This is a genomic window from Fischerella muscicola PCC 7414 (assembly GCF_000317205.1).
GTDB lineage: Bacteria > Cyanobacteriota > Cyanobacteriia > Cyanobacteriales > Nostocaceae > Fischerella > Fischerella muscicola.
In genome coordinates this window covers 1-15,200 of sequence record NZ_AJLK01000152.1, presented here as the reverse complement: position 1 = coordinate 15,200, position 15,200 = coordinate 1, and the positions used below count along the sequence as shown (strand labels likewise).

General features: G+C 43.8%; 14 protein-coding genes. 8 read left to right on the top strand and 6 right to left on the bottom strand.

Annotated features, from left to right (window positions below; translation table 11 throughout):
* Positions 1-175 precede the first annotated feature (175 nt).
* The gene (locus UYI_RS0123910) at positions 176-949 is read left to right on the top strand and encodes a hypothetical protein (RefSeq protein ID WP_016869206.1); all 774 of its coding nucleotides are present in this window, start codon (positions 176-178) and stop codon (positions 947-949) included.
* A 45-nt stretch (positions 950-994) separates the two neighbouring features.
* A complete protein-coding gene (locus UYI_RS35975; RefSeq protein ID WP_081589261.1) occupies positions 995-1,243 on the top strand; it encodes a hypothetical protein in 249 nt (82 codons plus the stop codon).
* Here the strand turns inward: UYI_RS35975 and UYI_RS0123905 are convergent.
* Entirely contained in the window at positions 1,240-2,559 is a 1,320-nt protein-coding gene (locus UYI_RS0123905; RefSeq protein ID WP_016869205.1) for a hemolysin family protein, read from the bottom strand. The two genes, UYI_RS35975 and UYI_RS0123905, sit on opposite strands and share 4 nt — an antisense overlap.
* A 283-nt stretch (positions 2,560-2,842) precedes the next feature.
* Here UYI_RS0123905 and mfd point away from each other — a divergent pair, with 283 nt between their 5' ends.
* Entirely contained in the window at positions 2,843-6,409 is a 3,567-nt protein-coding gene (mfd, locus tag UYI_RS0123900) for a transcription-repair coupling factor (protein WP_016869204.1), read from the top strand.
* Between the two features lie 322 nt (positions 6,410-6,731).
* On the opposite strand, the gene UYI_RS0123895 is transcribed toward mfd, so the two are convergent.
* Positions 6,732-7,112 (bottom strand): hypothetical protein, encoded by a 381-nt coding sequence (locus tag UYI_RS0123895; protein WP_016869203.1) that lies wholly within the window; start codon positions 7,110-7,112, stop codon positions 6,732-6,734.
* Positions 7,113-7,237: 125 nt separating this feature from the next.
* Here UYI_RS0123895 and UYI_RS0123890 point away from each other — a divergent pair, with 125 nt between their 5' ends.
* Together UYI_RS0123890 and UYI_RS37145 are read left to right on the top strand one after the other, a co-directional pair.
* On the top strand, positions 7,238-7,438 hold the full coding sequence (locus UYI_RS0123890; protein ID WP_016869202.1) for a ribbon-helix-helix domain-containing protein: 201 nt from the start codon (positions 7,238-7,240) through the stop codon (positions 7,436-7,438).
* A 108-nt stretch (positions 7,439-7,546) separates the two neighbouring features.
* Entirely contained in the window at positions 7,547-7,708 is a 162-nt protein-coding gene (locus UYI_RS37145) for a hypothetical protein (RefSeq protein WP_016869201.1), read from the top strand.
* A gap of 806 nt (positions 7,709-8,514) precedes the next feature.
* On the opposite strand, the gene UYI_RS0123875 is transcribed toward UYI_RS37145, so the two are convergent.
* From UYI_RS0123875 to UYI_RS39240, 3 genes are all read right to left on the bottom strand, one after another.
* Positions 8,515-9,939: an FAD-binding oxidoreductase gene (locus tag UYI_RS0123875; protein ID WP_016869199.1), complete on the bottom strand. Its 1,425-nt coding sequence runs from the start codon at positions 9,937-9,939 to the stop codon at positions 8,515-8,517.
* Positions 9,940-9,959: 20 nt separating this feature from the next.
* Positions 9,960-10,790, bottom strand: coding sequence for a hypothetical protein (locus UYI_RS39245; protein ID WP_235148012.1), 831 nt, complete (start codon positions 10,788-10,790; stop codon positions 9,960-9,962).
* 86 nt (positions 10,791-10,876) lie between these two features.
* A complete protein-coding gene (locus tag UYI_RS39240; RefSeq protein ID WP_235148011.1) occupies positions 10,877-11,254 on the bottom strand; it encodes a hypothetical protein in 378 nt (125 codons plus the stop codon).
* Positions 11,255-11,790: 536 nt separating this feature from the next.
* Between UYI_RS39240 and UYI_RS39235 the strand changes: the two genes are divergently transcribed.
* Positions 11,791-11,904, top strand: coding sequence for a Uma2 family endonuclease (locus tag UYI_RS39235; RefSeq protein ID WP_235148010.1), 114 nt, complete (start codon positions 11,791-11,793; stop codon positions 11,902-11,904).
* A 19-nt stretch (positions 11,905-11,923) separates the two neighbouring features.
* A complete protein-coding gene (locus UYI_RS39230; protein WP_016869198.1) occupies positions 11,924-12,070 on the top strand; it encodes a hypothetical protein in 147 nt (48 codons plus the stop codon).
* Positions 12,071-12,205: 135 nt separating this feature from the next.
* On the opposite strand, the gene UYI_RS0123860 is transcribed toward UYI_RS39230, so the two are convergent.
* Positions 12,206-12,934: a Uma2 family endonuclease gene (locus tag UYI_RS0123860; RefSeq protein ID WP_016869197.1), complete on the bottom strand. Its 729-nt coding sequence runs from the start codon at positions 12,932-12,934 to the stop codon at positions 12,206-12,208.
* Positions 12,935-13,107: 173 nt separating this feature from the next.
* Here UYI_RS0123860 and acs point away from each other — a divergent pair, with 173 nt between their 5' ends.
* Positions 13,108-15,078, top strand: coding sequence for an acetate--CoA ligase (acs, locus tag UYI_RS0123855; RefSeq protein WP_016869196.1), 1,971 nt, complete (start codon positions 13,108-13,110; stop codon positions 15,076-15,078).
* The last annotated feature ends 122 nt before the right edge of the window (positions 15,079-15,200 follow it).

The following is a 15,200-nucleotide window of genomic DNA, read 5'->3' as shown; positions in this document are numbered from 1 at the left end:
GCAATTTCTTCAGCAACGGGGGTATGCAAAATGTGTGATTACTTTTGTAGCATTGGCAATTAACTACCCATTACCCATGACTGTGTGTAGCTCTGAAAACCATCACAAGCTTTTATGTTCTTCTATTAGCCAAAAGCCATGATGGAAAAAATACCAGCATGGGAACTCAAGCATTATGTATTTTAACTTTTTTCTCAGTTCCAGTATTGGAATTGTAGTTTCCGTATTGCTAATTTTTAGTATATTCCAATGGTTTCATCTACCTTCTGGCAACTTTTTGGATTGGGTGATTGGTGGTGCAAGTTTTTGGTGGTTGTTAGTGATTGTGACAGTGCCTTGGAATGTCTATTTTAAAGCTAAAGAAGTATTAGCAGAGGCAGAACAATCAACAGAAAAAGAAATTCCTGTTGATGATAAACAAGTGGATTATGTAAAGATTTTGGCCAAGCGATCGCTCTTAATTGCCATTGCTTTACACTTAATATCAGCAATCGGTCTTTATATTCTTGCTCTTAAAGGTATTAGTGCTGTTGGATATTTTGGTTCTGGTGCGGCTTTACTCCTAACAGGTTTACGTCCAGCGATCAGTGCTTATGAATACTTATATACACGCCTAACTACGATAGGTAATGAATGGAAGTATCCTCGCCAAGATATTGTTGAACTCCGTAACCGCTTTGATGTCAACGAAGACAGGATTAAACGGATAGAAGAACAACTAGACCCCGAAAATTCCTACTCGTTAGTAGCAAATCAGCAACGTTACACAGAAGAAACGCGCAAAGAATTAGCTCGTCTTTCTGCCAATTTAGAAGAATTACGCGCCACAAATCAAACAGAACACGAACGTTTAGCAAGAGAAGCAAGGGCTGCGATCACTCAACTTTCTACCGATGGGCAATTTCTCGATCATGTTCGTGAGATTATCAGATTTTTTAAAACAGCCTAGAGTCGGGAGTGTGGGGAGTGTGAGAAGTGTGAGAAATGGGGGGAGGTGGGGAGACGGGGGAGTGGGGGAATAAAGAAGATATATAATGCCTTTTCTTCTCATACCCCTCATACTCCTCATACTCCTCATACTCCTCATACTCCTCATACTCCTCATACTCCACCCTTACGGGAAGCCGCTACGTGTCTACACACCCCTCATACCCCTCTCATCACCCCATCACCCCATCACCCCACTGCCCCTAATCCCCACTCCCTTGGGGGAGTGGGGGCCGGTGAGTTCCCCATCTCCTAATCTCCCCGGTCAGCTGATCGCATCTGTTTTGGTATTACCAGGACTTTATCAACACGATTACCATCCATATCCATCACTTCAAAACGCATACCTTGCCATTCAAAGTGATCGGCTGCTGCCGGAATTCGGCCGAGATGGGTAATTACAAAACCACCTAATGTTTGGTAATTTCCTTGATGAATTCGTAGATACTCCTCAAGGTCGAACATTTCAAAAAATTCTTCTACAGATAACATTCCATCCAATAACCAAGAACCATCTTCCCGTTGTATAGCCTGAGGATTCTCTAGTTCATCTGCTGTAGGAACATCACCAACAATTTCAATCATCACGTCGTTGAGAGTGACTAATCCCTGAATCACACCGTATTCATCTACTACCAGCGCCATGTGAGTGACAGTTTGTTTGAACAACTCCAAAACCTTCAAGCCACGGGTGCTTTCTGGAACAAATTCAGCCTTTCGCAATGCTACAGTTAAATCTAGCTGTTCTCCACACAAACTCCTAGCCAACAAGTCAGTTACAGCAATTATACCGAGAACATTATCTAGTCCTCCTTGACAAACCGGATACCGAGAATAACCATTTTCAATTATCTTTTGACGATTTTCTGTGGGAGAATCATCCAAGTCTAGCCAGACAATATCCGGACGCGGTGTCATAAAAGAACTGACAGGGCGATCGCCTAAGCGAAATACTCGCTCTACCATATCTTGTTCCGCTTCTTCAAAAGTCCCCTCTTCAGTACCTTGCTCGATTAAAACCCGGATTTCTTCTTCTGTGATTTGTGGTTCTGTGGATGGTCTAATGCCTAATATACGTAGCACTGCATCAGTAGAAATACTTAATAAAGAAACAATTGGTGAGCCAATTGTTGACAACATCCGCATCGGAATAGCAACTATAGAGGCAATTGGTTCAGGGTGGTTTAATGCTACTCGTTTCGGAACCAATTCACCAATAATCAATGTGAGATAGGTAATGATTAAAACCGCTATGACAGAAGCAGCAGCATCCTTATACTGTGCCAAAAAAGGGATAGAACTAAAAATAGGAACCAGTCTCTTGGCGATCACTGATTCACCAAAAGCACCAGATAAAATTGCTAACAGAGTGATCCCTACCTGGACAGTTGCTAAGAATTGATTGGGGGAAGATGCCAGTTCCAACGCCACACGAGCCTTTTGATCTCCCCGTTCTGCCAGTTGTTGCAGGCGCACCTTTCGAGCTGAGACAATAGCCAACTCTGACATGACAAACAGGGCGTTGGCGAGGATTAGTAATAAAACAAGTAAAATTTCAGCAGTTGGTGACATTATTTAAAATTGCCGATGCTATCGGCAACCACACTTAAATTTAATTTGAATCTGTATGCGTTATTTAACACTTACTTAGCTTTACTTAGTAAAGTCAATAGCCAATTGTCAATGGTAAAAAACTACTGTTTACGTATATTAGCTATTGTCCAGTCGTAATTGTACTAGGGACTAACATTTTTTCAAGGTAAGCTCTATCATCGTTGACATTTCTAAAATAGTTAAAGTAAACGCTATCATTGTGCATTGCTGGTCAGAACGACTCCCACCTATTTAAAAAGTTATGGCATTTTCTTCCATTGTGCGCGCTCTAGGGCGATCGCCGCTCACCACAGAATTTATCTCTAAGCTGAATCGGCAAAAAAATTTACATTTAAATGGCATTCCTCGCCTGCCAAAAGGCTTGCTAGCTTCGGCACTGGCTCAAGCTGAAGGACAAAATTTATTTGTGGTCTGTGCCACTCTGGAGGAAGCCGGACGCTGGACAGCACAACTAGAGGCGATGGGATGGCAAACTATACATTTTTATCCCACATCCGAAGCGTCCCCTTACGAACCTTTTGACCCTGAAACCGAACTGACTTGGGGACAGATGCAGGTATTGGCAGACCTGGTAAGATTTGGAACCCAGGAAGATAGGGAGGTGGGGAGGTTGGGAGATGGGGAGACAGTTTCACCCCATCACCCCATCACTAACAGCCGAATGGCCATCATCGCCACCCACGCGGCCCTACAACCCCACTTACCGCCACCAGAGAGATTTGCTCCTTTGTGTCTCACCCTCAAACAGGGAATGGAGTTGGATTTAAATAGTTTCAGTGAAAAACTAGCAAGTCTGGGGTACGAACGGGTTGCTTTAGTAGAAACAGAGGGGCAGTGGAGTCGCCGCGGTGATATTGTTGACGTGTTCCCCGTGTCTTCTGAACTACCAGTACGTTTGGAGTGGTTTGGTGACGAAATCGAGCAAATCCGAGAATTCGATCCCGCAACTCAACGTTCGGCTTTAGATAAAATTGACCAGTTAATTCTCACTCCCACTAGCTTTGCGCCTGTGGTGATGGCAGCTTTGAGTGGAGAGAGGCTAGAAAAAGTGAAAGCTTATCTTTCCGCAACCGAACAAGAACAGATTGAAGCAGGTACATCTTTAGAAGGTAGCCGTCGGTTTTTAGGTTTGGCTTTCACCCAACCTGCTTCGTTATTAGATTATTTACCAGCTAATACTTTAGTCGCGATTGATGAACCAGAACAGTGTCATGCTCATAGCGATCGCTGGGTGGAAAATGCCGAGGAACAGTGGGCAAGCGAGAATCAGGAAGAATCCAACCAATTACCAATTACCAATTACCAATTACCTAAAATTCATTGTTGGTTTGAGGATTGTTTAGCTGCTTCCCAAGCATTTAAAAAGGTATATCTATCAGAAATTACCGAAGAAAATCAAGGTATAAATCTTGCTTGTCGTGGACTACCGACGACACCGCACTCCTATGCCAAAATTGCCGAAACACTTAGACAAGAGCGCGATCGCAATTTCTCAATTTGGTTAATTTCGGCACAACCTAGCCGTTCTGTCTCGCTGTTGCAAGAACACGATTGTCCTGCCCAGTTTATCCCTAATCCCCGCGACTACCAAGCGATTGACAAGTTGCAAGTTAATCACGTACCAGTTGCTCTGAAATATTCCGGCTTGGCAGAGTTGGAAGGTTTTATCCTGCCGACTTTTCGCACAGTGATTGTCACTGACCGGGAATTTTACGGGCAACATACTCTAGCAACTTTCGGTTATGTCCGCAAGCGTCGTAAAGCTGCTTCTAAGCAAGTAGACCCCAACAAACTCCGTCCCGGTGATTATGTAGTTCACAGAAATCACGGCATCGGTAAATTCCTCAAGTTGGAAAGTCTCACTGTTAACAATGAAACCCGTGATTATTTGGTCGTGCAATACGCAGATGGTTTGTTGCGGGTAGCAGCAGATCAAGTCAATGCTTTATCACGCTTTCGTACCACCAGCGACAAGCCGCCAGAACTAAATAAAATGACTGGTAAGGCTTGGGAAAATACCAAGAATAAAGTCCGCAAAGCCATAAAGAAACTGGCGGTGGACTTGCTGAAATTATATGCAGCGCGATCGCAACAAAAAGGTTTTGCCTATCCGGTAGATATGCCTTGGCAGCAAGAACTAGAAGATTCATTCCCCTACCAACCCACAACCGATCAGCTTAAAGCTGTACAAGATGTAAAACGGGACATGGAAAGCGATCGCCCGATGGATCGCTTAGTGTGTGGCGATGTCGGTTTCGGTAAAACTGAGGTGGCTATCCGCGCTATCTTTAAAGCAGTCACCGCCGGCAAACAAGTGGCACTCCTTGCACCTACTACTATCCTAACGCAGCAACACTATCACACTCTTAAAGAACGCTTTGCGCCTTACCCAATTAACATTGGTTTACTGAACCGTTTCCGCAGTCCCCAAGAACGCCGCGATATTCAAAAACGCCTAGTATCCGGTGAATTAGATGTGGTTGTGGGTACGCACCAACTATTGAGTAAAGATGTCAATTTCAAAGATTTGGGAATGTTAGTGGTGGATGAAGAACAACGGTTTGGGGTGAACCAAAAAGAAAAAATTAAAACTTTGAAAACTCAAGTGGATGTACTGACTCTCTCAGCCACACCCATCCCCCGTACCTTATATATGTCTTTATCGGGTATCCGGGAGATGAGTTTGATTACTACACCGCCACCATCCCGCCGTCCCATCAAAACTCATCTTGCACCAATGAACCCAGAAACAGTCCGCAGTGCCATTCGGCAAGAACTCGACAGAGGCGGACAGGTGTTTTATGTCGTACCCCGTGTCGAAGGTATTGAAGAAAGAACAGATGAGTTGCGGCAAATGATCCCAGGGGCGAGAATAGCGATCGCTCACGGACAAATGGAAGCAGGCGAATTAGAATCGATCATGCTTTCCTTCAGTAGTGCGGAAGCAGATATTTTGGTTTGTACGACGATTATTGAATCTGGTTTAGATATCCCCCGCGTCAACACAATTTTGATTGAAGATGCCCATCGTTTTGGCTTAGCACAGTTGTATCAGCTGCGGGGACGGGTAGGACGTGCAGGGATTCAGGCTCACGCTTGGCTATTTTATCCGAAACAACGCACATTATCTGATGCTGCCCGGCAGCGCCTACGAGCCATCCAGGAATTTACACAGTTGGGTTCCGGGTATCAATTAGCCGTGCGGGATATGGAAATTCGCGGTGTTGGTAACTTGTTGGGTGCAGAACAATCAGGGCAAATGGAAGCGATCGGTTTCGATTTATACATGGAAATGTTGGAAGAAGCCATTCGGGAAATCCGGGGACAAGAAATACCCAAAGTTGAGGACACCCAAATTGATCTCAACCTCACAGCCTTTGTTCCTGCTGATTACATCCCCGATATTGATCAAAAGATGAGCGCTTACCGTGCGGTTGCTGCTGCCAAATCTAAAGAAGAACTAACACAAATTGCTGCCGAGTGGAGCGATCGCTACGGTACAATTCCCAAACCCGCTACTCAACTATTGCGGGTGATGGAATTGAAACAATTAGCTAAAAAACTAGGCTTTAGTCGCATTAAACCAGAAGCAAAACAACACGTTGTTTTAGAAACACCAATGGAAGAACCTGCTTGGAATTTGTTAGCAGGAAATTTACCAGAAAATCTCAAATCTCGTTTTGTTTATTCACCAGGAAAAGTCACAGTACGGGGTTTGGGAGTGTTCAAGGCAGATCAGCAATTGCAAACCCTGATAGATGCCTTTGAGAAAATGCAGGGTGCTGTCGTGGAAGACATAGTTGCTTAAGATGATTGTAGAGATGCAATGTTCCTTGCGTCTCTACAATCCAAAATTTTATTAAAAAAACGAACACAGATGAACACAGATAAACACCGATAAAATCCGTGTTCATCTGTGTTCGTAATTAACAATTATCCTGATTTTTGCAACAGACCTAATAAATCCAATATGTATCAGGATTTTTGTCAAACGGTATTACACAAAAAACCTCTCAAACTCTTATTTCTCTGTGTCCTCTGCGTTCTAATGCAGTTCGTTTAGTCCCGTAACGATTATAAAGACGCGAGGCACATCGCGTCTCTACAATCCAAAATTCAGATCAAACTGACTAACCAGCAAGCATCTTAACTATCTGTTGCAGCATAGTCTTAATCGTGTAAAGCTCATTCAGCTTATGTTGGTAGAATTGCCATTGCTCATCTACTAACCATTCATCTTTGCGAGTTGCTCGAATTAGCGCCAGTTGACTATCTGTCGGTTCTCCAAGCATATCTAGCACGGTAGTCAACATAAAGTAGGCATTCATTCCTGGACTATGTAATCCTATGCCATCTTTCATTTGGTCAATTGCCTTATAGGGGAAGTTGGCTAAAACATTTATCCAAGCTTCTCGCTTAACATAGTTCCCAATCGGCTGAACACCATAGCTTTTGGCTAACGATTGTAATTCTTCAAGTTCCAGTTTTTCCAGGTATTCTCTTGATAACATAGTGTTGTCTCATTGTTTATTGGGACAGGTGGTTATCGCAAGTTTGACGACGGAAGATAACCACCTTTAATAGAATCTATATATATGTCGTCATATCATTCAAGCTTTATTTATATTTCTAAACAATGCCTAACCCAAGGGGTAATCCAGAAAATCTTCAACCATTAACAACTAATCGACCAGAACCGTTAACCGCAAAGTTAACTGTTAGAGTGCCTCAGTCAATGATGAATGAATTGAAAACTTTGGAAAATTACCCAGAGTTTGTTAGGCAAGCTATCCAGGAGGCTTTAGATAAGCGAAATTTGAATAACCAGGATACTTAAGCGCAAAATACATATTTTTTTTAGATAAACTCATTTAATCCAAGTCTATTTGAATATTTTTACAAAAATGCCTAATCCTAAAGGAACTCCTGAAAATTTAAAAAATTCGTGACTAACAGAGAAGAACCATTAACTGAACAATGGACAATGCGGATTACGAAAACAATGAAAAATAGATTGAGTCAGGTTGACGAGCCACGAGAATTTTGTCGCCAAGCTATTCAAAAAGCATTAGATGAACTTGAGCAAATAAATAAGCAAGATAGCTAAGTTTTATCTTGAAAAATAAGCAAAAGATCCCCGACTTCTACCCTTCAGGAAGCTGCTTGCGCGTCTACATTCTTCATTGCCATTTTATTTTAGGATTTGAGTCCACTAAGCGTGGAGTTAAGCTATTAGCTAGAGAATTTATTCTCTGCCGGTAAATGGGCTAAGTGCAAGACGTTCACGGTTTTTTTCAAGACTTGGGTTAGTGTAAGTAAGTCGGCGTTAATATTTCAAGCTAGATTAACAAATTTAAATGTAGGGTACGTTGTCGTGCAGCGCAACGCACCATCAGCAATTCACGGTGCGCGATTCCTACGGCATAACGCACCCTACACATAATTTATTTTTCTTCATATACATTGAATTTTTCTCAGCGACTTACTTAGCGATCGCAACACATAAGGGTACAGGTTAACTGAGATATTGCGCCAACCTAATCTCCTGCCAAGAAATTTATTTCTTGGCTAAAAGTCTAAGTCCACTCAAGTGGACTCAAATCCATGCTAAAACATGTTTTAGTCCTCGAGGAATGCACGCTATTAACCATAGGTTACTAATGCAGTATTTCTAACCAGATGTGGCAACGTCGCAAGCAGCGATACTCTACGCGATCGCCACATTATAAAAGCAGGATACTTCTTGCAGCAGCCGGGAAAAAGTAAAGGGAACAAAGTTAAAGGCACTAGACAAGCCTTTACCCTTGCTCCCCAAGAGTGTAAAAATGACTCTAACCAAACTCTGCGCTTCTGGTGCGCTTTCCTTTGCGATCCTTTGCGTTTAAAAACACTACAAATTAATGCAAACCCATACTAAGCCGTGACTGGCTTGATATTTTGATTGACACGGAACAAATTAGTTGGATCGTACTTATTCTTAATCACAACTAGACGCTCGTAATTGTCGCGATAGGTAGCCTGGACGCGCTCTTGACCCTCCTCCATCATGAAATTTACGTAGGCACCGCCACAGCTATGGGGATGCAATGCACTCCAATATTCCTTTGCCCAGCTAGTGATGCGATCGCGATTAGCCGGATCTGGATCGATGCCAGCTATAACCATTGACCACTTCGCCTCACGGAAACTGAAAGCCGTATCTTGATTGCCGACTCGGTTGGCTGCGCCATCAATCGGATACAGATGCATCGTTGACAGCAAGCTTGGCAGTTGCGAACCATATTTTAGATGTAGTGCGATCGCCTCGTCACTCAACTGCTTCACAAAATCGCCCTTCCAGTACCACTGCAACCCTGCCGGGTATAGGGAATCGAACATACTCTGCAAAGCAGGATAGGGCATTGGGCCAATGTGTTCAAAAGCTGGAGTAGCAAAATTGCGGATCGGTTGGAACGCTTCCTCTACTTTCTCCAATGCTCCGGTGTAGCACCAAACAATGCCGCACATTGTCTTTGTATGCAGATGTTCTGGAAATGGTGGCCCCGGTGGTACTTTCAAAAAGGCAAAGAAGCCATACATATCTTCCTGCACATTGATGCTGAACTCCCGATACCACCGCATGACTTCGGCTGCTTGATCCAAATGCCACAGCGTCGGCCCAGCATAAACTGTACTCACAGGATGTGCCCTAAACAGAAAACAAGTGACAACACCAAAGTTGCCACCACCACCACGCAACGCCCAAAACAGATCCTCATTTTCTTCTGAATTAGCAGTAACGAAATGCCCGTCTGCCAGTACTACGTCTGCTTCGAGTAGATTGTCGATAGTTAAGCCATACTTACGGGTCAAATAGCCGTGTCCACCACCCAAAGTTAGTCCAGCAACGCCGGTAGTAGAAATAGCTCCACTGGGTACAGCTAGACTAAATGCATGGGTTGCATGATCCACATCTCCCCAGGTGCAACCGCCTTCGACTCGCACTGTACGCGCTACAGGGTCAACGCGAATCCCCTTCAGAAGCGAGAGGTCAATAACCAAGCCGTGATCGCAAATCCCCAGGCCTGCACCATTATGACCGCCGCCTCGAACTGCCAGGAGTAGGTTGTTTTCACGGGCAAAATTAACAGCATTGATGACATCCGCCACGTCGGTACAACGGGCAATCAAGCGGGGGTGTCGGTCAATCATGCCATTGTAGACCTTGCGGGCGCCCTCATAGCCTGCATCAGTGGAACAGAGCAGTTCACCGCGCAGGCTGGCCTTGAATGCTTCCACTGCTGCTTGTTCAAGAACAGTTTCTTCACCTGTAATAGTGGCAACATGTAGGTTAACCATAATTTCTCTCCTTAGCTACTTTATATCTCGTTAGTTGAATGCCAATTCGCCATATGTTGAGCGTGAGTCTTTAGATAAGCTCCTGGCAGGAAGTGATGGTCGTAGAACTCTAAATCTAAGTGATGAGCCTGGAGATAAGTCAGAATAAACACACTGGGTACAGTAGCGGGGAATTTGCCGAAACGGTCGTATATGTACTGTGCCATCACAGCAACACATTCTCTAAACTCGTCACTGTGAACCTCCGCACTTCTACGTACCTTAGCGGTTTCTTTCCAAGGCCCGGGTGTGTCGGGGTGGAATGGTCCACCTGGCCCGAACTTCCGCTTGGCAAAGGCTTCTACCGCTGCACACATATCGGGATAGTGGGGCGGACAAAAAGCCTCGAATACTCCAGGTAAACCAGTCGGGTTAGGTAGGGCCCAACGTTCGTCGGTGTCGTAGCGGAAACCCAAACCCGGTACATCCGGATCGCCACTAGCACCCAATACAACATGGCGGTCAATGCCATCGAACATCCAACCACCCAACCCCATTGCTTGCAGCATTAGCACACCTGCGTAACAACAGGTCGAAAGCTCAGCAGTGCATTCCGTCAAAGCATACTGATCAATGAAGGTCATGGGGAAGGGTTCGTCTAAATTCACCAGATGTTTGAATTTTTCCAGTCCTGGAATTTGTTCTCGATTCACATCGTCATAAATGCAATAGCCGTTTTGCACCAAGAAGCAGAGGTTAGCAATCATATGCTGGGCAATGTCACCTACGGGAATAATCAGCAGACTTCCTGGACGATTAACACACCAGGTGTTGTGTCCTTCCATGTAGGGTTCAGCAGCTGGAATATGCAAGCGAGTGTCACTCAGCTTGCGAATCCGTTGGCGATGGGCTGCTAACAGTGCATCCAGATTGATGTCCTCGTCTGCTTGCCGTTCTACTAAAGCGTGTGCATCGCGCGTGGCAAAGAAATAGACGCCATCGTCATTGGTAAAAATATTTCACTGGTATGGAAACCTGCGGCTGAAGGAAAGGTACGTCCGCCCGCAGCAGCAGAGTAGTTCGATAAGTGTGGGGCGTATCTGGCATGACGTGTAATCATGTGGTGCCAGCCAGTGTTACCCGCTGCTGCGGTCAGAACCATTATCTGCTCTAGTTCCGAAAGCGGTAAAGGCTGATGGCGAGATGTAAACGCCAATGGCCCATCCGGAATTGCAGCACCAAGAGAGAAGCGACGAGCGCGTCTACCAAATAACGCCTCTAGTAGCGGGAATTCTAAAGCTGTCTTCAAACCAGGTAAATATGTTTTTGTCTTCATAATCCACAACTTGCCTTCTAAATTTTGTTAAATTCATAAATTAAGAATGTTTTCATTTGTTTGCATCAATTGTTTGTAGAGGTGGGTTTTGTTTGAGAGATTTGATTCCAGGCAATTAGATATTTGCTAAACCCATCCCTAAAATAGTCCTGAAAATTTTCGAGTGATGTTAATTGATTGATTGACTTGCTACTAGCTATAAATAGACATAGCTGCCTCTGTTTTGAATTGCCTAACTTTCTTCCTCATCTGCCTTTGGAGTAGTTTCAATTTCTATCTTTTGGTATGTTTGCAGACACACATAGCATGATCTGTACAATTGGTGATCGCTCACTTAGGTATTTATTAAGCTGGGTATTGCTAAATGCAGTCATCAGGAAATCTCCAGACAAAAATGCATGGTTACACATATGACAAATACCTGGAAGTAGAACCACCCAATCAAAGCTTTGTATACTTATCGGAGGCGCTTGAGATATTTACGCAATTAAGACAAATATTTACATTTTTTGAGATGCGACGGAGAAATCATCCCGATGACAGGAGGGACAACTAATCATAATGAAATTGCTGGAAATTTTTATGCTCATCTCAAATTTGGCTTGAGAGGACAAAGTTATCGCGTCTATATCGGCGATGTAAAATTGTGACCAAGCCAGATATTATCTGATGCAGTACACGAAAACCCCTGATGGGAAATGGTTATTAACTGAGTATGAATCCCCAGAGACAATTTTAGAATTAAGTTCTATCCAGTTTCAAATTAGTTTGAATGATCTTTACGAGAAAGTAAATTTTGCCGAAACTGAAGAGTAATATTAAGTACAGTTTTGTATAAAATCGTAGCTTTTTTAAACGCAGAGGGACGCAAAGTCAGCGCAAAGGTTCCCAGAGTTTTTCGGATACCAAAAAGAGAGGGATGAGGTAGTGTATTTTATTTGGTTCGTGTTCCTAAATATTCTCGGGATCTATTCCCTGGGCGCGTAAAATCTCTCGTAGTCTAGATAATTCTTGCTCTGTTTGTTGTAAACGTTCTTCGGCTTGTTGGGCGCGTAATTTTTCTTGTTCGGCTATTTCTTCAGCAGAAGGTATTAATTTTTGTTCAAGTGTAAAGTAACGTAATTTGCCTTCATGCACTCCTAAATAAAGTTCTAGTTGCTGACTCCATAATTTACCATCAGCGGTAGGTTGAATTTCTTGATATTTGCCATCAACCAAATGAAATCCCTGCAATTCTTGTGTAACAGGATCAAACCAGAAGTAATCAGGGGTGCGAAAGGTGTCTTGATAAAGTTGTTTTTTAAAGCCTTTGTCAACAGCAGCAGTAGAGTCAGATAAAATTTCAATAATTAAGTTAGGATATTTGCCTTCTTCTTGCCAGACAACCCAACTTTTACGATCTTTTTTCTCGGTTCCTAGAACTACAAAAAAATCAGGCCCACGAAAATCCTCTGACTTTTTCTGGTTGGGACTATAGTAAACCGTTAAGTTGCCAGAAGCGTAAAAATCCTGGCGTTCTCGCCACCACAATTTGAGGATACTAATTAAGAGTTCGATTTGATCGCGGTGTAGATCGCTTTCCAAAGGTGGTTCGTCACTCCATAAATCGCCGGGAGGAAAGAAAACTTCTGCGTCTGAATTTTCATTAAAGACGACTTCTATAGTACCAGGTTCAGACATAAGTAGTACCCCCTTGATTTATGTTTATTTTAGCCAGTTTGCATATCTGGACTTCTTACATCCCTACCCTCTTTTCTATTTATCCTTGCATTTTCCATCAATCTTCATGAAAATCAAAACACTTATGGCAAATCTCCATACAGAATAGTTTGCAGAACACCATTGAAGCGATTATGTCTCAACCAACGATAGAATCAATCCTGCAAGAAAAACGTTTATTCTCACCTAACCCAGAATTTTCCCAAAATGCCCATATCAAAAGCTTAGAAGAATATCAGCAGCTTTACGAAAAAGCCAAAGCCAATCCCGAACAATTCTGGGCACAACTGGCAGAACAAGAATTAAACTGGTTTGCTAAGTGGGACAAAGTCTTAGACTGGCAACCACCGTTTGCGAAGTGGTTTGTTAATGGCAAAATTAATATTTCTTACAACTGTCTTGACAGACACTTAACTACCTGGCGCAAAAATAAAGCTGCGATTATTTGGGAAGGAGAACCAGGAGACTCACGCACTCTCACCTACGCCCAGCTACATCGGGAAGTGTGTCAATTCGCCAATGTCCTCAAACAATTGGGAGTGCAAAAAGGCGATCGCGTTGGTATTTATATGCCGATGATTCCCGAAGCTGCCATTGCCATGCTTGCTTGTGCGAGAATTGGCGCACCCCACAGTGTTGTGTTTGGTGGTTTCAGTGCCGAAGCTTTACGAGATCGATTAATAGATGCCCAAGCGAAACTAGTAATCACTGCTGATGGTGGTTGGCGTAAAGATGCGATCGTTCCCCTCAAGGAACAAGTAGATAAAGCATTAGCAGATGGTACAGTCTCGACTGTGCAAAACGTCTTAGTCGTTCAGCGTACCAATCAAAAAATTAACATCGAACCTGGACGTGACCATTGGTGGCATGATTTGCAAAAGGGTGTGAGTGCAGATTGTCCGCCCCAAGAGATGGACAGCGAGGATATGCTGTTTATTCTCTACACTTCTGGTAGCACAGGCAAACCCAAAGGCGTTGTGCATACAACTGCTGGGTACAACCTGTACACCCACATGACCACTAAATGGATTTTTGATCTGCAAGATACCGATGTCTACTGGTGTACTGCCGATGTCGGTTGGATTACGGGACACAGCTACATTGTTTATGGGCCGCTTTCCAACGGTGCCACAACGGTAATGTATGAAGGCGCGCCCCGTGCTTCTAATCCTGGTTGTATGTGGGACGTTATTGAAAAGTATGGTGTGACGATTTTTTATACTGCACCTACAGCGATTCGTGCTTTTATCAAAATGGGTGAACATTTACCCAAAGCCCGGAATTTATCTTCTCTGCGTTTGCTGGGAACTGTAGGTGAACCCATTAACCCGGAAGCTTGGATGTGGTATCACAGGGTGATTGGTGGCGAACGCTGTCCGATTGTCGACACATGGTGGCAAACTGAAACTGGTGGAATTATGATTACACCGCTACCAGGGGCAATTCCTACCAAACCTGGTTCTGCAACTCGTCCTTTCCCGGGAATATTAGCCGATGTGGTGGATCTGGAAGGTAATTCTGTTAGCGACAACGAAGGCGGCTATTTGGCAGTTCGCTATCCTTGGCCTGGGATGATGCGGACAGTATACGGCGATCCTGAGCGCTTCCGCCGTACTTATTGGGAACATATTCCCCCGAAAGATGGGCAGTATATTTATTTTGCAGGCGATGGTGCAAGACGAGATGAAGACGGTTATTTCTGGGTAATGGGTCGTGTTGATGATGTGATTAATGTATCAGGGCATCGTCTGGGAACAATGGAAATCGAATCAGCTTTAGTTTCCCACCCTGCGGTGGCTGAGGCGGCTGTGGTAGGTAAACCAGATGAACTTAAAGGGGAAGAAATAGTTGCTTTTGTGACTTTAGAGGGTGGTAATAATCCGAGTGAAGCACTCAATAAAGAACTAAAACAGCACGTCGTTAGTGAAATTGGTGCGATCGCTCGTCCTGGAGAGATTCGTTTTACTGATGCTTTGCCTAAAACCCGATCTGGTAAGATTATGCGGCGCTTATTACGAAATCTGGCGGCTGGGCAAGAAGTATCAGGTGATACTTCTACCTTAGAGGATAGAAGTGTGTTAGATAAGCTGCGAGAAGGCGCTTAGCACTGTTAAATTTTTACTCTGTGTCCTCTGTGGTTAAAAAGTCATTTATTTAACCGCAGAGGCGCAGAGAACGCACCAGAGAAGAGTAGAGATTTGAAAATTGTTAATATATTTATTTATAT